General features: G+C 43.4%; 17 protein-coding genes. 11 read left to right on the plus strand and 6 right to left on the minus strand.

Features of this window, described 5'->3' with window-relative positions; translation table 11 throughout:
- The first annotated feature begins 105 nt into the window (after positions 1-105).
- Entirely contained in the window at positions 106-942 is an 837-nt protein-coding gene (locus ACYVAA_RS02065) for a purine-nucleoside phosphorylase (RefSeq protein WP_460538361.1), read from the plus strand.
- Positions 943-1,019: 77 nt separating this feature from the next.
- Positions 1,020-1,691 carry a ferredoxin reductase domain-containing protein gene (locus ACYVAA_RS02070; protein WP_460538362.1) on the plus strand — a complete coding sequence of 224 codons (672 nt, stop codon included), beginning with the start codon at positions 1,020-1,022 and terminating at the stop codon, positions 1,689-1,691.
- 638 nt (positions 1,692-2,329) lie between these two features.
- On the opposite strand, the gene ACYVAA_RS02075 is transcribed toward ACYVAA_RS02070, so the two are convergent.
- Positions 2,330-3,625: an amidohydrolase gene (locus ACYVAA_RS02075; protein WP_460538363.1), complete on the minus strand. Its 1,296-nt coding sequence runs from the start codon at positions 3,623-3,625 to the stop codon at positions 2,330-2,332.
- A gap of 165 nt (positions 3,626-3,790) precedes the next feature.
- Here ACYVAA_RS02075 and gldA point away from each other — a divergent pair, with 165 nt between their 5' ends.
- The 5 genes from gldA (at position 3,791) to ACYVAA_RS02100 (ending at position 9,758) form a co-directional block, all read left to right on the plus strand.
- The gene (gene gldA, locus ACYVAA_RS02080) at positions 3,791-4,708 is read left to right on the plus strand and encodes a gliding motility-associated ABC transporter ATP-binding protein (protein ID WP_460538365.1); all 918 of its coding nucleotides are present in this window, start codon (positions 3,791-3,793) and stop codon (positions 4,706-4,708) included.
- Positions 4,705-5,427, plus strand: coding sequence for an ABC-2 transporter permease (gldF, locus tag ACYVAA_RS02085; RefSeq protein WP_460538366.1), 723 nt, complete (start codon positions 4,705-4,707; stop codon positions 5,425-5,427). The genes gldA and gldF overlap by 4 nt, the downstream gene beginning before the upstream one ends.
- Positions 5,424-7,139 carry a motility-associated ABC transporter substrate-binding family protein gene (gene gldG, locus ACYVAA_RS02090; protein WP_460538368.1) on the plus strand — a complete coding sequence of 572 codons (1,716 nt, stop codon included), beginning with the start codon at positions 5,424-5,426 and terminating at the stop codon, positions 7,137-7,139. The genes gldF and gldG overlap by 4 nt, the downstream gene beginning before the upstream one ends.
- A 206-nt stretch (positions 7,140-7,345) precedes the next feature.
- Entirely contained in the window at positions 7,346-8,470 is a 1,125-nt protein-coding gene (gene dnaN, locus ACYVAA_RS02095) for a DNA polymerase III subunit beta (RefSeq protein WP_460538369.1), read from the plus strand.
- Positions 8,471-8,942: 472 nt separating this feature from the next.
- Positions 8,943-9,758, plus strand: a complete 816-nt coding sequence (locus tag ACYVAA_RS02100; RefSeq protein ID WP_460538370.1) for a hypothetical protein — start codon at positions 8,943-8,945, stop codon at positions 9,756-9,758.
- Positions 9,759-9,807: 49 nt separating this feature from the next.
- On the opposite strand, the gene murA is transcribed toward ACYVAA_RS02100, so the two are convergent.
- The 4 genes from murA to ACYVAA_RS02120 form a co-directional block, all read right to left on the minus strand.
- A complete protein-coding gene (murA, locus tag ACYVAA_RS02105; protein WP_460538371.1) occupies positions 9,808-11,115 on the minus strand; it encodes a UDP-N-acetylglucosamine 1-carboxyvinyltransferase in 1,308 nt (435 codons plus the stop codon).
- A complete protein-coding gene (locus ACYVAA_RS02110; RefSeq protein WP_460538372.1) occupies positions 11,116-11,778 on the minus strand; it encodes a DUF4290 domain-containing protein in 663 nt (220 codons plus the stop codon).
- Between the two features lie 128 nt (positions 11,779-11,906).
- Complete coding sequence (locus tag ACYVAA_RS02115) at positions 11,907-14,171, minus strand: ATP-dependent helicase (RefSeq protein ID WP_460538393.1); 2,265 nt, start codon at positions 14,169-14,171, stop codon at positions 11,907-11,909.
- A gap of 64 nt (positions 14,172-14,235) precedes the next feature.
- Complete coding sequence (locus ACYVAA_RS02120; protein WP_460538373.1) at positions 14,236-15,075, minus strand: lysophospholipid acyltransferase family protein; 840 nt, start codon at positions 15,073-15,075, stop codon at positions 14,236-14,238.
- A gap of 135 nt (positions 15,076-15,210) precedes the next feature.
- Between ACYVAA_RS02120 and ACYVAA_RS02125 the strand changes: the two genes are divergently transcribed.
- Genes ACYVAA_RS02125 through nadD form a run of 4 tightly spaced genes read left to right on the plus strand, consistent with a single transcriptional unit; the run spans position 15,211 to position 17,261 of the window.
- The gene (locus ACYVAA_RS02125; RefSeq protein ID WP_460538374.1) at positions 15,211-15,801 is read left to right on the plus strand and encodes a sigma-70 family RNA polymerase sigma factor; all 591 of its coding nucleotides are present in this window, start codon (positions 15,211-15,213) and stop codon (positions 15,799-15,801) included.
- Between the two features lie 29 nt (positions 15,802-15,830).
- Positions 15,831-16,103 (plus strand): anti-sigma factor, encoded by a 273-nt coding sequence (locus ACYVAA_RS02130; protein ID WP_460538375.1) that lies wholly within the window; start codon positions 15,831-15,833, stop codon positions 16,101-16,103.
- Between the two features lie 12 nt (positions 16,104-16,115).
- Positions 16,116-16,688, plus strand: coding sequence for a guanylate kinase (gene gmk, locus ACYVAA_RS02135; protein ID WP_460538376.1), 573 nt, complete (start codon positions 16,116-16,118; stop codon positions 16,686-16,688).
- Positions 16,689-16,694: 6 nt separating this feature from the next.
- The gene (nadD, locus tag ACYVAA_RS02140; protein WP_460538378.1) at positions 16,695-17,261 is read left to right on the plus strand and encodes a nicotinate (nicotinamide) nucleotide adenylyltransferase; all 567 of its coding nucleotides are present in this window, start codon (positions 16,695-16,697) and stop codon (positions 17,259-17,261) included.
- A gap of 241 nt (positions 17,262-17,502) precedes the next feature.
- On the opposite strand, the gene ACYVAA_RS02145 is transcribed toward nadD, so the two are convergent.
- Complete coding sequence (locus ACYVAA_RS02145; protein WP_460538379.1) at positions 17,503-18,816, minus strand: vanadium-dependent haloperoxidase; 1,314 nt, start codon at positions 18,814-18,816, stop codon at positions 17,503-17,505.
- Between the last annotated feature and the right edge of the window lie 31 nt (positions 18,817-18,847).

The following is an 18,847-nucleotide window of genomic DNA, read 5'->3' on the forward strand; positions in this document are numbered from 1 at the left end:
GTCTTTTGGCGGGGCTTTTGAAACTGTAAGATGTCAGAAATACCGATTTTCAAGACGTAATCGGTTTCAAAAGTAAGATGTAAATCATTTCATAACCAAATATTAATGACAAAAGCGACAGAATTACCTTACCTAACCAAAATCAAGGAAGCTGCTGAGTATATCCAGGGAATTTGCAACTGCCAGCCAGAAGTGGGGATTATAATAGGAACGGGCTTGGGCAACCTGGTCAAGCACATTGAAATTGAGAGGGAAGTGGATTATACCGATATTCCTCATTTTCCGGTTTCCACGGTGGAAACCCACAGCGGGGTATTGATTTTTGGAAAGTTGGCAGGTAAGCAGATTGTAGCGATGAAGGGACGCTTTCATTATTATGAAGGCTATGACATGAAAGAGGTGACCTTTCCAGTTCGTGTGATGAAATTATTGGGGATTCATCACTTGATGATATCCAATGCCGCCGGGGGACTGGATCCCGCTTTTGAAGTTGGGGATGTGATGATCATTGATGATCATATAGACCTGTTTCCAGAGAATCCCCTCAGAGGAAGTAATCTAAATACTTTTGGCGTGCGTTTTCCGGACATGAGTGAACCTTACGATCTGCAATTGGTGGAAAAAGCCATCCAAGTGGCGGGGAAAAAGGGGATCAAGGTGCATAGGGGAGTGTATGTGGGGGTTCAGGGACCTAATCTGGAAACCCGGGCAGAATATAAATACCTAAGGACCATAGGTGCAGACGCTGTGGGCATGAGCACCGTTCCCGAGGTGATCGTAGCCCGACAGATGGACATGCCAGTGTTCGCACTTTCCGCCATTACCGATCTTTGCTCCCCGGAAAAGGTGAAAAAGATTTCCATCCAGGAAGTGATCGCCGCAGCAAGTATCGCTGAACCAAAAATGGTAAAGATCATCAAAGAACTGATGGAAAGTTTGTAGAGAAGGCATGGGCTGGAATTCTTTCAGATACTTAAAGGGAGGATTTTAAAAGCGCCTGTTTTTTTGTAAGTTGAGGAATGGCAACTTACAGACTAAAAATTTTAGAAAAGGAGCCGGTGACACATGATGTCAACCGGTACAAGTTGGAAAAACCTCGGGGCTTTCAGTTTACCCCTGGACAGGCCACAGAGGTGAGTTTGCTAAAGGCAGGGTGGGAAGCGGAAAAGCGTCCCTTTACATTTACAAATTTACCCTCAGATGATTATTTGGAATTTACCATCAAGTCCTACAAAGGACATGAAGGAGTGACCAAGCGCCTGGGAGAAATAGAAGTAGGGGAGGAGATAGAAATAGGAGATCCCTGGGGAACGATAAGTTTTAAAGGGGAAGGAGTTTTTATAGCTGGGGGAGCTGGTATAACCCCGTTTATCTCCATTCTCAGGAGTCTGAGGAAGAAAAACAAGATTGGAAACAGTGCCCTGATTTTTGCCAACAAAACCAATGAAGACATCATCCTTTATGAAGAACTTAAAGCAATACTAGGGCACAAGTTTTTTAACATCATTTCCCACCAAAAGGACACTGCTTATGACAAAGGTCTGATCGATAAGGAATATTTGAAAAGAAAGATAGGGGATTTTGACCACCAGCATTTTTATGTGTGTGGCCCCAGTGGCTTTATGAAAGCGGTGATGGGCAGTTTGAAAGAGTTGGGAGCCAAACCGGATGCCTTGGTTTTCGAGAAGTAGAATGGATATAACCACGGAGGGCTCAAAGGTTTCACGGAGGACTCAACGTTTTTATTTAAAAGATTAACTAGTGCTATGTTAAGCGTGATTTGCCGATACTTTTCGGAGTCACCTTCTTGTTAAATCGGTTACCTGCCTCCCGCAGGTGCGGTTTGTTTACCTTGCCTACCGGCAGGCAGGACTGATGGATTTCACATAACTAAACGTGATTTTTCAGTTAAGCAGTTAAACAAGCAGCCTTGTCCCGCATAGCGGGACAGCTGCCTAAACTGTTAAACCCGTTCCACCCAATATCTCGAAACAAAGGATTCGACATGTTTAAAACGCCTGTTTACGATTAACTTAACACCAGGCATAACATCATCGGTTAGGCTTAGGGAATAGCTTTTCTAACAGATGAGCTTGTCGGGGGTGACAAATCCGGACAGTTCCCAATTGAGGTGGGCGCTTATGACTGTTAAAAGTAGTCCTTCCTATCAAAGGGGAGGACTTTTATGTTCTCAATCTCTCTTGATTATGTGTTGAGCTGTGTGAATCCATCTGGGGAGACAAGCTGTTGACCGCTGGCCGTTGTCCCTGAAAAGCCGAATTTAACCACAGAGGGCTCTAAGTTTTTATTTTAAATGGTTTTGAAAAGTTTAATGAGATTCCATATAGTCCACTGTAAGGTAGCTTAGCGCCCTTACGCCTAAAATCAGCCCTGATTCATCAATGAAGAAATCCGGTGTGTGGTGGGCCGCTACTTCTGTAGGATCTTTGCCTTTTGGCATTCCTCCCAAGAATATAAATAGGCCTGGGGCTTCCATTTGATAGTAGCTGAAGTCCTCGGCGCCTGTTATAGGGTCGTGGTAAATGATGTTTTCTTCACCCGCTACAGTTTTCAATGTGTTGACCATCTTTTCGGTGAGTTCAGGATCGTTGATGGTGGCAGGATAGATTTTCTCGATTTCCACATCGACATTGGCTCCTGCTGCCTCCCCTGTTTTGGTGGCGATGTCTGTAAGCCGTTGATGAATAAGTTCTTGTTGCTTTGTTCCATAGGTTCTTATCGTGCCGAGCATTTCCACTTTTTCTGGGATGATGTTTTGCCTGACACCCCCATGGATACTGCCGATAGTAACGATGGCGGGGTTTTCTGTAATGTTTACATTTCGGCTGATTATGGTCTGGAGGGAACTGATGATCTGGGCAGAAGTGACAATGGGATCGACAGAGGACCAGGGATAGGCTCCGTGGGCCTGTCGGCCGTTTACGGTGAGTTTGAGGTTGTCCACTGCGGCCATGGCGGGACCAGATCGGTATTTGATTTTGCCTACTTCAGTCTGGGAGTTGATATGCAATCCAAATATGGCATCCACTCCATCCATAACCCCTTCCTCGACCATCTGTTTGGCTCCCCAAGAGGTCAGCCCTTCCCCAAATACCCCCTCCTCGGCCGGCTGGAAGATGAATTTTACGTTTCCATGTAACTCCTCTTTTATACCGGCAAGTAGTTCAGCAATTCCCATTAGGATGGCTACATGTGTATCGTGGCCACAGGCATGCATGACGCCGATTTCCTGGCCATTATAGTTAGTGGTTTTGGTGGACTTGAAGGGCAGGTCATTTCTTTCTGTAACCGGCAGGCCGTCCATGTCTGCCCTCAAGGCAACTGTTGGGCCGGGGAAGCCCCCTTTTAATAATCCCACCACGCCGGTTACCGCCACTTTTTCAGTGACCTCCAACCCTAGGGATTTCAGGTGGGCGGCAATTAGTCCGGCCGTCCTTGTTTCCTGATTGCCAAGCTCAGGATGCTCATGAATGTCCCTTCTCCATTCGATAACTTTGGCCTCTAGGGATAAAGCTTTTTGGTCAATGGTTTGGTGCAGAGGGGATTGGCCGAAAACCATCGGGCAAAGTAAGGAGAAAACTAAAAACAGGTATATTTTTTGCATGGTGCTTGCGTTGAATTTGACTAAAATAAGGAAAAGATGATATGAATTGAAAGAGTGGTTTAAGAACTTTTAATAAGTTTTTAGTTTGAAATTGTTTTTTTCCTCCCAAAAAAGGGACAATTTGTGATGATTTTCATTCAAGCCGCTTTCCTAAAACCTAATTAGATGTCTTTGGAAGTCAACACACTGAGCAAGTATTATAAGGATCAAAAGGCCCTGGATCAGGTAAGTTTTAAAGCAATACCGGGTCAGGTGCTGGGCTTTTTGGGGCCTAATGGGGCGGGTAAATCCACCACCATGAAAATTGCCGCAGGTTATTTGCTTCCGGATGAGGGCGATGTTTTGGTCCACGGTATTTCCGTGATCGAAAAGCCAAAGGAAGTAAGTAAATTGATCGGCTATCTCCCGGAACACAATCCCCTTTACCTGGAAATGTATGTCCGGGAATTTTTGACCTTTATGGCAGGAATGTACGGTTTGCGGGGGGCGAAGGCCTCCGAGAGGGTGAATGAGGTGATTGCAAATTGCGGCCTTGAACCTGAACAGCACAAAAAGATAGGGGCTTTGTCCAAAGGTTACCGTCAACGGGTCGGCTTGGCCAAGGCATTGGTGCATGATCCAAGCGTGATTATTTTGGATGAACCCACCACCGGACTGGATCCGAATCAGTTGGTGGAAATCAGAAAGCTAATACGGGAAATCAGCAAGGAAAAAACATTGATATTGAGCACCCATGTGATGCAGGAAGTGGAGGCTCTCTGCGATAAAGTGGTCATTATTCATAAAGGTAAGGTAGTTGCTCAGGATTTGATAGCGAAATTAAAAGCCGTAGAAGGAGAAGTAATTCTCTATTTGGAAACGCAGGAAAGACTAGAAAAGAGATGGTTTGAAGGGATGAAGGGGCTAAGCCAGTTAAAGGTTTTGGGAGATAGCTATTATCAGTTTTCCACTAGCGATGCCCCGGGGCTTCGCAGAGCTATTATGGAACTTGTAAACAGCAGACAACTTTCGCTCATAAGCCTGCGGCAGGAAGAAAGGAATCTGGAAACTATTTTTCACCAGCTTACAGGGACACGGGTATGATCAGTTTGGTGTATAAGGAATTCAACGCTTTTTTTAATAACCTCACAGGCTACCTTATCATTTCGGTCTTTTTGGTGGCCTTGGGACTGCTGGTATGGGTTTTTCCGGATACCAGTGTATTGCAGTATGGCTTTGCGGATTTGGAGGCCATGTTTGTCTATACCCCTTATGTATTTGTTTTCTTGGTTCCGGCAATTACCATGCGGATGATCGCCGAGGAGAGAAAAAATGGTACCTGGGAACTGCTGATGACTTCTCCGATCAAGCCCTATCAAATCGTCATAGCCAAATACCTTGCTGCGGTACTGGTGATAACTCTCGCCTTACTGCCTGGCTTATTGTATTACTATAGCGTTTATCAATTGGGTGATCCTGTAGGAAATATCGATTCTGCCGGATTCTCGGGTTCTTTTATAGGAATGGTATTGATTGGGGCGGTTTTTGCCGCAGTAGGGCTATTTAGTTCTGCTTTGACAGATAATCAGATTACAGCTTTTGTGATTGGGGCTTTTCTTAGTTTTGTCCTTTATTTTGGCCTTTCCTCACTCGCCAATTTAATGGAAATGAGCCCTTTTGTGCTTTTGATAGAAGAGCTGAGTTTGGGCTACCACTATGAGCGTATGAGCAGAGGGGTGATTGCCGGCAGTGATTTGTATTACTTTTTAGCGTGGATCATTTCAATGGTTGTTTTGACCACACTTTTGATCAGGAAACAATGAGGGAAGCTAATCAACATATCAGGAATGTTAGGCAGAAAGGAGTGGTGAAAAGCCTTGTGCTGCTGCTGTTCATATTAGGGGGCTTAACGGCAATGAGTGTTTTTTTGGATTTCAGGATGGATTTAACGGAAGAAAAGCGCTATTCTTTACATCCTGCCACTAAGGAAGTCTTGGGTAATTTAAAGGAACCCTTGGAAGTGGATATTTTACTTACTGGAAAGCTTCCCGGTGGAATGAGAAGGTTTCAGAAGAACATCGAAGAGGCTGTGGAGACCTTTAATGCTTACAGTGCCGAGCCGATCCATTTTAGGTATTTCGACCCATTGGAAATAGATGGGGCAAAAGAGCAGGAAGAATACATATTGTATTTGTCAGAATTTGGGATCAATCCTACCAACCTGTTTGCTTCTGATGGGGGAGGTCAAACTTCCAGGTTGATCTTTCCCGGTGTGATTATTCGGAATGCAGCATATGAGACGGGAGGTTTACTTTTGAAAGGGGAAAAAGGCATGTCTCCAGACGAGATGCTGAATCTTTCGGTAGAAAACCTGGAGTATGAACTTGTCAATATGATCAAAAAGCTGGAGCATGGAGACAAGCCCGCAGTGGCCATGATCACCAATCATGGGGAGCTCCAGGGAGATGAGGGTTTTGGTATTGTGGAGGCTTTAGGAGAAGAATACGAGGTCTATAAGGTTCCGCTTCTTCAGGCAAAAGAGGTAGAGGATCTGTTAAGTTTTGATGCTGTAATCGTGGCTGGCCCCAAAGACACTTTTAAGGAAAGGGAAATTTATTTGCTTGACCAATACTTGATGGGTGGCGGAAAATTGCTGATTTGCGTAGATCCTTTGGCTGTAAGTATGGAAGATGCGGGAGGAGAGGGGACTTTGGCTCTGGGCTTTGATACAGGATTGGACCGTTTGCTTTTTAATTATGGGGTCAGGATAAATAAGGATTTGATCCAGGACATGAATTTTGGCTATTACCCCGTTGTGGCAGGGCAATTTGGAGACCAGCCCCAGATCAGTCCGCTTCCCTGGCCGTTTTTTGTGGTGGCCAACAGGATGGGAAAGCATGTCATCACAAAAGGATTGGATCAGTTGATGTTTCGCTTTGTCAGTTCTTTGGATACTGTAAAGGCTGAAGGAGTTACAAAGACCCCTTTGGTTTTTAGCGGTAGTTATAGCAGGACCTTGCCGCAACCGGTCAGGGTAGCTTTTCAGGACATGTCCACTGAGCCGGAAATCAGTAAGTTTAATCAGCAACATCTTCCATTGGCCTATTTGCTGGAGGGGCGGTTTGCCTCCTTCTACAAAAATCGGTTTTTGCCTGAGGAATTTGAGGGAGATGATACTTTTAAAGAAAGCACAGAAAACGGATCCATTGTAGTCATTGGGGATAGTGATTGGATCCAAGGAAGACGCAATATGCAAAATGGAAATCCGTATCCATTGGGGGTTGATCCTTTTTCGGAGACCAATTATGCTAACCGGGAGTTTTTACAAAATACCATTAGGTACCTTATTGATCCGGATGGAATTATGGCCAGCAGAAGCAAAGTGCTTAAAATCCGCCCTTTGGATAAGCGGAGGGTGGAAGAAGAAAAGGTCAAATGGCAAGTGATCAATATTGTCCTGCCGGTGGTCTTGATTTTTCTGTTGGGCATGGCAAAGATTTATTTAAGGAGAAGAAAGTTTGCCGTAAAGAAGTAGATATTGCCGGAGTCAAAAGAGAAGGGGATTTTTTTTGGTCAGAAATCTTAATGGGGTACCCGCTTTTATGATTTTATTTATAAATTTACCCTGTTGAAAACTAATTGGAATAAAAGCCTTGGATCAAAACCTTGAATTGAGTTTATTGTTTGAAAATGTTCACTCGATTTTTGTGTTTTGACCTTAAATAACTAAATCATATTCGCATGAAATTTATTGTTTCTTCTTCTGCTCTTTTGAAGCAACTTTCAGGAATCAATGGGGTGGTGACCACCAATCCGGTTGTGCCGATATTAGAAAACTTCCTTTTTGAGATCAAAGAAGGTAAGCTGACCATTACGGCCTCCGACCTGCAGACATCGATGATGACTGAGATTGATGTGGAAGCAAAGGAAGATGGAAATATAGCCGTGCCCGCGAAGATCCTTATTGAAACACTTAAGAACCTTCCCGAGCAACCTGTGACCTTCAGTATTGACCATGATACTTACAGCGTAGAGATCAGTTCTGACAATGGTCGCTATAAGTTGGCCGGGGAAAATGCTACGGATTTTCCTAAGATACCTTCTGTAAGCAATGCCACAGCAGTGGACATGTCTACAGAGGTGCTGAGCAGTGCGATCAACAATACCATCTTTGCGACCAGCAATGATGAGCTTCGACCAGCCATGACCGGTGTTTATGTGAATCTGAGCAGTACCAATGCCACTTTTGTTGCAACCGACGGACACCGTTTGATCCGTTACAGAAGGGTGGATATCGCTGCACAGGATGCTGCCAGTATCATTATCCCAAGGAAGGCGTTGAATTTGTTGAAGTCTACCCTACCTTCCGAAAATGTTGCGGTTACCGTGGAGTTCAATAACTCCAATGCTTATTTTAAGTTTGGCAATATTCAAATGATCTGCCGTCTGATTGATGAGCGCTTCCCGGATTATGAAAACGTGATTCCGGTGGACAATGAGAACAATATGACGATTGACCGAATCGAGTTTTTGAGTTCTTTGAAGCGTATTGCGATCTATGCCAATAAAACCACCCATCAGGTACGTCTGAAACTGACGGGAAGCGAACTTCAGATTTCTGCGGAAGATTTGGATTTCTCCAATGAGGCGAATGAGCGACTTTCTTGTGAGCACGATGGAGAGGATATAGAAATTGGCTTCAACGCGAAGTTTTTGGTAGAAATGCTCAACAATATTGCAGCAAAGCAGGTAACCTTAAAATTCAGTGCCCCGAACAGGGCCGGTTTGATTGTGCCTAGTGACAAAAATGACAATGAAGACATTTTGATGCTGGTGATGCCTGTTATGTTGAATAACTACGTTTAAGGTAAAGGACGATTGCCTGTCCGTCCAAAAAGATCGATGAAGTAATTTCTTTTATGATTTTGTGGACTGGATTTTACATCATGACTTTTGTCTCATAAGGAAATACAAAAAAAATAATACCCAAGGCCCCGCTTTAAGGCGGGGCCTTTTTTATGCGTAAATTTTTTGGCCAAATGAAAAGTTGGCGTCCTTGGTAATGAGAACCTTAGTTAGGGTAAATCGGTCTTATGGGTCACAGCGTAACCGATGCTTATAGAAAGGTCCCTAAGATTTTTCTTCTTGCGACTTTGCAAGTCTGGTAAGCGACTTTTTTGACCTATTTTATATTATAGGATAATAAAAGAGTAATATGTATTCTATTGATTTTCAAATGATTGAAAAAAATAACATATGATTTAATATCATTGTCTTGTTTCAATGTTAACTAAATGTTAACTTAATTAACATGTAATTAACATTGAAAGGAGGGAAGGTGAAAAGGATATTACTCATATGGACAGCATTATTTATCATTGTTTATCATGCCGCTTCTCAAGAAGGTGGTGATAGATTTTCCATTTTCGAAAGTTTTGAAGAAGAACAGCGGTTTTCAGATAAGGAAAATGCATTTGTTCTGTTGTCTGCATTACATGCAGATGAAGACGCCCAAAACTTAGATGGATACCATAAATTAATAGAGAAGCTGGATAAGAAATCCTCTAAAAAGCACCATGTCAAATGGTTTTTGGAGGAAATGTTTTATAAGTCCCATCAGTTGGTGTTGAAGGAATATAAGAAGCACAGTACGTTCAATGAGATGTTGGCAACAGGCGCTTATGATTGTGTAAGCGGTTCTGCATTAATGGGGCTTTTATTGGAAAGGTATGAATTCGATTACCAGATCATTGAAACGGATTTTCACGTGTTTGTATTAGTTAATGACGGTGACCGTAGCTATGTTTTGGAAAGTACAGAGCCAAGGAATGGCTTTATTACCGACCCTCAAGAGGTTTCTGATTATATAGCTTCTTTCAAACCCGTCAGCAGTCCTTCAGCAAAAGTAGCCAAAACCTTAGCGGGAAGGGTTGAAGGAACTCAGAAGGTACAGAACAGTATTTACAAGGCAATCAGCTTGAAAGAGCTAGCAGGCTTGCAATATTATAATGATGCGATTCATCATTTCAATGAAAATGACATGGAAGTGGTGCAAAGTCAACTGATAAAAGCTGCCGAAATTTATCCTTCAGGTAGGGTAATGGCATTTTTCGATTATGTCGCGGGGCAGAAAAAGGAATTAGCGAGGAGATAAATTTTTTTAGACTATAAAAAAACCGAGGGTAACTCCTCGGTTTTTTTATTTAATCAATTCTTACGATATCAGCCCCCAGTGCATTTAGCCTTTGATCGATATATTGGTAGCCCCTGTCGATCTGTTCCACATTATCAATGACGGAGGTGCCTTCTGCAGATAAAGCAGCGATGAGCAGCGAAACTCCCGCTCTGATGTCTGGAGAGGTCATCCGGATACCTTTTAAGGGGTATTTTCTGTCCAGTCCGATTACTGTAGCCCTGTGAGGGTCACATAGAATGATCTGTGCCCCCATGTCAATTAGTTTATCGACAAAGAAAAGCCTGCTTTCAAACATTTTTTGATGGACTAATACGGTTCCTTTTGCCTGGGTGGCGGTGACCAAGACAATGCTTAGCAGGTCAGGTGTAAAACCAGGCCAAATGGCATCAGCAACCGTAAGTATTGACCCGTCTATAAATGTCTCAATTTCATAATGTTTTTGAGCCGGAATATAAATATCATCACCTTTGAATTCTATCTGGATACCCATCCGTTTAAACGTGTCGGGGATGATCCCCAGACGATGGATCTGGGCGTCTTTGATCGTGATTTCTGACTGGGTCATCGCCGCTAGACCGATGAAAGAGCCGATTTCGATCATGTCAGGAAGCAGGGTGTGTTCCGTTCCCCCGAGTGTTTTTACCCCTTCTATGGTAAGGAGGTTAGAGCCCACACCGGTAATTTTGGCCCCCATGCGGTTAAGCATGTCACAAAGCTGCTGTAGGTAAGGTTCACAGGCAGCATTGTAAATGGTAGTTTTTCCTTCCGCCATCACTGCGGCCATCAGTATATTGGCGGTGCCCGTTACCGAAGCTTCATCCAAGAGCATGTAAGCCCCTTTGAGGCTCTTGCCGTCAATATTGTAAATTTCCTGTTGGGAATCATAGTGGAATTTGGCGCCGAGTTTTTGGAAACCGACAAAGTGGGTGTCCAGTCTTCTTCGGCCTATCTTGTCCCCGCCCGGTTTGGAGATTTTTCCTTTGCCAAACCTGGCCAAAAGAGGGCCAAGAATCATTACAGAGCCCCTCAGGGATGAGGCCTTAGTCAGGAATTTATCGGAGTCGAGATAATCAAGGTCGACCTTGGATGCGTTGAAACGGTAGCTCTCGGGGCCGATTTTGTCCACAGATACCCCCATGTCTGCCAATAATTCAATTAACTTATTGACATCTCGGATGTTTGGTATTTTATGGATGACAACATCTTCATCGGTCAAAAGTACGGCGCAAAGTATTTGGAGCGCTTCATTTTTAGCGCCCTGAGGGGTGATTTCGCCTTTAAGTTTTAATCCCCCTTTTACTCGGAATGAAGACATTTAGTTTCTGCGTTTTTTAAAGTTGCCCCCGTTGTTTCTTCTTTTATTGACTCTTCTGCCACTGTTGTGCTGTGGTTCGTTGGTTTGAGTTCCGGTCTTGAAATCCCTTCTGGTGCTGGTCTCAAAGAGCGAGTTTTCCTTTACTTTTTCCAGGTCGATGTGTAGTTTCTTTTTGGAGAGGGTTTTGATATCATCGATGATAATGGCGTCATCGAAATTTTCTCTGTTCCAAGTAGAGTGGAAGCTTCTCATTAATTGGCCGATATAAATGATGGCAGCTTCTTGCTCCTCGTCATCTTCAATTTCAATTGCCTTTTCGATCAGCTTTTCGATGTTTCTCCCGTAATGCTTGAATTTCACTTCTCCTTCCGGGTATCCTACCACCTGGGGCTTTTTGCCCAGAAGTTCTTTTTCAGGCATGGGGAAAGGGCTGTCCACATCTAGTTTGAAGTCCGACATGATAAACAGATCGTCCCAAAGCTTTTGGTCGTTTTCTGCTTTTAGCTGAGGATTAAGTTGTTTCATTAATTCCACCAGGGTATAGGACTGCTCAGTCCGCTTGGCTTTATCAGGAACGGTGGTGATGTAATCCACCAGTTTCTGAATGTTTTTTCCGTATTCTTTCAAAATTACTGAGTGTTTATGCTTTTCGTTTTCTTTCATAGCATCCCCTGTTGATGAACGATTATTTCAAGTTACGAAAAAATGTCGTTACATGGGGTATGGGGTATTATGATACCTTTAAAGATTTCACAGAAATCCAGGTGTTTAGAGGCGTTAAGTCTCTTGCTTTAGGATTCCACAATACGAAGCTTAGCAAAGCTAAGTAATAATGTCTTATCTCCAAAATTGTCAAAACCTATGGTGGCTTTTTTATTGAGGCCTTCCACTTCTACCTTAAGTACTTTGCCATAGCCAAACTTCGGGTGTTCGACTTTCATACCCTCGGCCAAGTTATTGGTGTTTGACGGCTTGAAGTCAGGGCTTGGGGTATGTATTTTGGCCGTGGTGTTTGGTCTTACTGAAGGCTGCTTTTTCAAGCCGATAAAACCTGTTTTGCCCTCTCGGCCATTTTGCTGTCCGTAATGTCCGCTTCCAAAATGCTGGCCTTTTCTTTTAGTTACTTTTATACAGTTGGGATCGATTTCTTCCAGGAAACGGCTGGGTTCGCAGTTGAGCAATCTTCCAAACCGGTAACGGGTAATGGCATAACTAAGGTAAAGTTTCTCCATGGCCCTGGTAGAGGCTACGTAAAAAAGCCTTCTTTCTTCCTCCAGGTCTTCACGGCTTTGCATCATCATCTGTGAGGGGAAAAGATCTTCTTCCAAACCTACCACAAACACTTCCCGAAATTCAAGACCTTTTGAGGAGTGAATGGTCATGAGTGTGACCGCATCCATATCATCTTTGTCACGGTCATTGTCTGTAAGAAGAGCGATTTCCTGTAGGAAGGCCCCAAGTGATTTCTCTTCATTTTCAGGATTGTCCACGTATTCCTTGATCGCATTCAAGAGCTCTTGGACGTTCTCATAGCGGTTAAGGCCTTCAATGGTTTTGTCCTCATACAGTTCCCTTAGCAGTCCCGACTGCTTGGCTATGGTGGAGGCTGCCTCATAGGCGTCTTTGCGTTCGGTTTCCATGCGGAAACTTTTGATCATGGTGGCAAAGTCGGCAACAGCATTGGCTGCCCGCCCGGTGAGAAAGCTCCCGGAATTGTCCACGACCTGCCATAGAGGGATGTCATGTTCATAGGCAGCGACCAGCATTTTTTCCACACTGCTCAGCCCTATGCCCCTCTTGGGGAAGTTGATAACACGCTTGAAGGCCTCTTCATCGTCTTGGTTGACCACAAAACGCATATAGGCCATGAGGTCCTTGATTTCTTTTCTTTGGTAAAATGACAGTCCCCCCACGATCTTGTAGGTGATGTTCATCTTTCTGAGGGCTTCCTCAATAGCTCTGGACTGGGAGTTGGTCCTGTAAAGGATAGCAAAATCGCTGTTTTGCAGTTTTTTGTTGTTTTTCTCCTCGAATATGGTGGACGCCACCATTCTTCCTTCCTCGTTGTCAGACGCTGACTTGATCAGTTCGATCAGTTCCCCGCTGTCATTATGTGTCCAGACGTTTTTCTTTAACTGTGCCTTGTTTTTGGCAATAATGGAGTTGGCTGCTTCCACGATGTTTTTCGTGGAGCGGTAGTTTTGCTCCAGTTTTACCACCTCTAGGTCTGGGTAATCCTTTTCGAAGTTGAGGATGTTCTGTATATCTGCTCCCCTAAAGGCGTAGATACTTTGTGCATCATCCCCTACCACACAGATGTTTTGGTGTACTGCCGCTAGTTTTTTGGTAATGAGGTATTGTGACAGGTTAGTATCCTGAAACTCATCTACGAGCACATACCTGAATCTTTGCTGATATTTGTTCAGGACATCAGGATGGTCCCTGAAAAGGACATTCGTGTAAAACAGCAGGTCATCAAAGTCCATGGCAGAGGACTTGAAAAGCCTTTTTTGATAAGTACGGTAAATTTCTCCCATCCGGGGTTTTAATGCTGCTTCGTCGTCAGCCTTTATATAGGGGTCATTCAGGTAGTTTTCCCAGCTGATAAGTCTGTTTTTTGCACCTGAAATCCTCGAAAGCACCGTGTTGGGTTTGTAGACTTTGTCATCCAGCTTCATTTCTTTGACGATTGTTTTGATCAGTGATTTACTGTCATCAGCGTCGTATATGGTGAAGTTGGAAGGGAATCCCAGTCTTTCGGACTCCACGCGAAGGATCTTGGCAAAGATGGAGTGGAAGGTGCCCATCCATGTATTTCTGGCTTCCAGGCCGATCAGGTTTTCTATCCTGCTTCTCATCTCGTTGGCTGCCTTATTGGTAAAGGTCAGGGAGAGAATCTGAAAGGGATCGACTCCTTTGGCGTGGATGAGGTGGGCAATACGAAAGGTGAGTACTCTCGTTTTGCCGGATCCTGCGCCGGCGATAATCATCAATGGCCCTTCTGTGTGTTCTACTGCTGCTCTTTGTGGGGGATTTAAACCTTCTAAATAATCCATACTTCTTCCTCCTATAAGCTTCAAAGATAATGTTTATAAATGGAAAAACTGAAGTAAGTTTCTGTCACTTACTGTTTTTCCACCTGTTGTGTGACCAAAGGTACAACGCGGGCTGTTCCCGGATGTTTTTTTCGGTCAATTCTATGAATTTGTTGGTGATGCTATGTTTTTCGGCATCATGCGGTGGTTCAGATACAAAGAGGTAGGTGAATTTATAATGGCCTCTTTTTAGCTTATGTACTTCTGCAAATATAACGGTCAGGTCAAAGCCTTTGGCCAATTTTTCTGCTCCCTCAAAAAAACCGGTCTCGCGGTGCATGAATTTAGCGTGGTAACGCTGGTCTTCCCTGTTTGGACGCTGGTCCGCAGCAAGACCGATAAGCCGTGGATGGTTACGGTGTTTGAAGAAGTGTCTTTGGAAATCCTTCTTCTCGACCAGGTATCCGCCAAACCGGTTTCTGATCGTCTTCATCAGTTTTTCAAAAAAAGGATTGGAAACTTTCTGGTAGACAATTTCGATTCTTTCGTCCACCAATGCCCGTACAGCCAGTGGATGCCCTTCCCAATTAAAAAAGTGGGCGGTAAGCCCGACGATTATCTTTTTACGTTCTAAAAGGCCTCTCAGCAGGTCCATGTTCTCCAGTTGAAACCGTTTTTCGATTTCCCGCTTTCCCATGGTCATTAATTTGATGGTTTCCGCAAAAGAGTCGGTCAGGTTTCTGTAGAATTCCCGCATGATTTTTTTACGCTCCTCAATGGACTTTTCTGGAAATGCACAAGAAATGTTTTTCCACACCACTTTTTTTCTATATCCTATGACATAATAAGCTAGAAGGTAAAATGTATCGGATATAATATATAAACACCAAAGCGGCAGGTAAGAAATTAATCGGAATGCAAACATTAAAAGCTGTGTTACGTTAAATTCGTCCTAATTGAAAGGAGAAAGGGGTGCCTTCGTGGCTCAAAATAAATGAAAACAAGTGAATTCTTTCAAAAAATTAGTGATAAATTAAGTCAATGATTACTTTTGAAACTTATGTCTGAGGTACAAAAGAAAAAATATTCCGACAAGGAAAAGAATAACATATTCGACAATGAGTTTATGCCGCACATAGACTCGATGTACAATTTTGGCTTCAGACTAACCTTTGATGAAGATGACGCCAAAGATTTGGTTCAGGATACCTATCTTAAAGCATACCGCTTTATAAACTCCTTTGAGCAAGGTACCAATGCGAAGGCCTGGCTTTTTAGGATCCTGAAAAACAGCTTTATCAATGAGTACAGGAAGAAAAGTAAGCAACCTTCTAAGGTTGATTACCAGGAAGTTGAAACTTATTACAACTCGGATAGTGTTGATTACAATATCACTTCAGATTTAAGGGTCGATGCGGTAAAGGATATGTTGGGCGATGAGATCTCCAATGCCCTGAACAGCTTGGCCGTTGATTTCCGGACAGTAATTATACTGTGTGACTTGGAGGGCTTCACTTATGAGGAGATGGCCAAGATCCTGGACATCCCCATAGGGACAGTGAGGTCAAGATTACACCGGGCGCGGAACTTATTGAAGGAGAAATTGCATTCTTATGCTAAGGATATGGGGTATGATACTGATGAAGAGTAATTTGTGTTTGAAAGCGAAAAAAAATTATCATGGATAAAAAAGTAGACTCATCCGGAGAAAGGAAACTTAAATGCGGTGACGTGAGCAAATGCTTCCAACTTTTGGAGAGTATTTTGGATGGTGAAGATAAGGAGGCCTCAAAGGAAGTACTGAAAGAAAAGCTGTCAAAGTGCCAGCCCTGTTTCGAACATTACCATTTGGAGCAGGCCATCAGAGAAGTCCTTAAGAATAAGTGCACCAAGCAGACCGTGCCAAGCGAACTGGCTGCAAGTATTCGCCAAAAAATAGAAGATATAAAATAAGCATTCACCACCATGCCTTTCGGAAAAGCTTTTATTTTTTCGGCGCCATCAGGTTCCGGAAAAACCACTATTGTAAAACATTTACTTTCCACCCGTGAAGACCTGGGGTTCTCCATCTCTGCCTGTACGCGTGATAAACGGGGCCGGGAAGAGCAAGACGGAAAAGACTATTATTTTTTAAGCCCGAAAGAATTCAAACAAAAAATAGACGAGGAAGCCTTTGTGGAATGGGAAGAGGTGTATGAGGGTAATTTTTATGGTACGCTCAAATCAGAAATCCAAAGAATCTGGGACAGTGGCAAACATGTGATATTTGATGTGGATGTCAAAGGCGGGCTGAACCTGAAAGAGTATTTTGGAGACCGCGCTTTGGCCATTTTTGTGAAGGTCCCATCGATGGACACACTGGCCGAGCGGCTCAAAGACCGGGGGACAGAATCAGAAGAAAGTCTTTCGAGGCGAATCTACAAGGCAAAGTTTGAGATGTCTTTTGAAAATAAATTTGATACTACATTGGTCAATGATGACAGAGAAAAGTCCTTCGCTTTGGCAGAGAAGCTGATCAATGACTTCATTGATAAATAAGGGAAATTGAAAGTCGGTTTATTTTTCGGTTCATTTAATCCTATACACATTGGGCACCTGATCATAGGTAATGTCATGAAGGACAGGACCGATCTGGATGAAGTGTGGTTTGTGGTTTCTCCTCAAAACCCTTTTAAAAAGCGCAGAGGGCTCTTGCATGAATTTGATAGACTCAGGATGGTGGAACTGGCCATTGAAGGGAATTATCACTTTAGGGCAATTGATGTGGAGTTCCATATGCCAAAGCCGAGTTATACCATTGATACCTTAACGTATTTGAAGGATAAGCACCCCAATCATGATTTTAAGCTGATTATAGGAGGTGATAACCTCACTCATTTTCACAAATGGAAAAACAGTGACCAGATTTTGCAGCACTATGGATTGTATGTGTATCCTAGACCGGGCGAATCTGTGGATTATGAACATCCCAATGTCGAGTTTGTAGAAGCGCCGCTTATCGATATTTCAGCTACTTTTATCCGCAAATCCATGGAAGAAGGAAAGTCGGTTAAGTACCTTCTGCCTCCTTTGGTAGAAGATTATATAAAGGGGAAAAAATTTTTTGAGTAGTAGTATTATTTATCGGAATATGGTTATCCCCAAAGACACCAGTAGCTCTAAATTAGCAAACCATCTCTCACAACTTGTTCGCCGTGGCAGGAATGCACAGAAACTCACAGAAAAGGTTTTTTAATTCCGTGGAATTCTGTGGAATCTGTGAGAAATAAATTTACTGGTGTAATTCCGGAGAATCGTAAAAAGAAAAGCCTTGAAAGTGCGATCACTCCCAAGGCTTTTACTTATTGTTTGATTAGGGTTTTATTTTTTTAACGATCCAATTGCCTACTGATCTTCCTTGGTCCTGTCCTCGGGTGATCGCATCCATAAAGTGGATACCTCCATACAGTCTTGAGATGGCCGCTTCATTAGCTGCCTGTGCGAAGGAATCATAGCTTCTGGCCTTTAGCCCATACCTTTCTTCAACGCTGTCAGAATAGGTGAAGTTATCCCCAAAGAAATGGGTCAATACTACCGAAGCGGCAGTGGAAACGGTGCTATGGCCGCTCAAGTACTCTGGGAAGGGAGGGGTCTGCAAAAAGGGAGTCCAGGTAGGATCGATGTATTTTCGAATGGCAGTTTCTGGCCTAATACGGTGGCTTCTATATTTTTCATCCCAACAGGCAATAAAGCCGTCCATAAGTGTAAGGGCCAAAAGGGTGTTTGTTTTCATGGTTTCCCCAAATGACAGATTTGCTTTTCTGCAGGCAATGTCCGTTATACCCATCCAATGGGCTCCGGGAGATATTTTTTTCATTCCCACCATCAGGTGGCCATTGTCTTGCAAAGCAAAAGGGTTACAGTCCCAAAATGCAGCGATTTCCTTGTTTTCATCGGATAAGTTTACCTCATAAACCTCTTTGGTGATTTTGTAGAATTCGGAATTTTTTTCCTCGGAAAAGGGGATAGGCGGAGCGGGTTTGAATTGGGCAGCAGAATCCAGAAAGAATGGTCTAACGGTATTGAAGTAAGGTTCTACAGGAGAAAAATAGCCTGGAGGGGTTGGATACCAGCTTCCCGGAGTCTCTAATGGTGTATAGCGGGGATAGTTGCTGATCAGGTTGTAGTTGTCTGTTTTCGCATAATTAAGGATTTCCTCAGCGATGGCTTTTGCATATTTCTGGGATTGTTCAATAACAGTTTCCGAAAACCCCATTTGCCTGCAACTGTCCAAGATGGCCTTTTCAAATTTTTCCAATTCACTGCCCGAAGGCTGCATTTTTTTTGCCGTGTTGACCATGGCTAGAACGGCACTTAGCTTGTAGGATTGCTCCGGCAAACCTTCGGGTTTGGGAATCTTGGGATATTCGTTCAGTAAACCATGGAGTGTTTTGAACTCAGGATGATTTTGGGAGACTGTTTCATATCCTGCCAAACAGGCATAAGAAAAGAAGCGGGCAGCCAAAGGAGGATTGGTGACATCATGGATCATTAACTCCGTCATTTGCTGGGTCACTTCTCCAATATAAGCAACAGGAAGTTCGGGGGTGTTTTCCTTTTTTTCCTGACAGGCTATCAGCAAGGCCAATAGGGCAAGAAAGCAGAGAAAGCGATTAAGGTAATTCATTTTATTGTTTGTTTCGGGGTAAATTCAAGAA

Source organism: Echinicola sediminis (genome assembly GCF_054777495.1).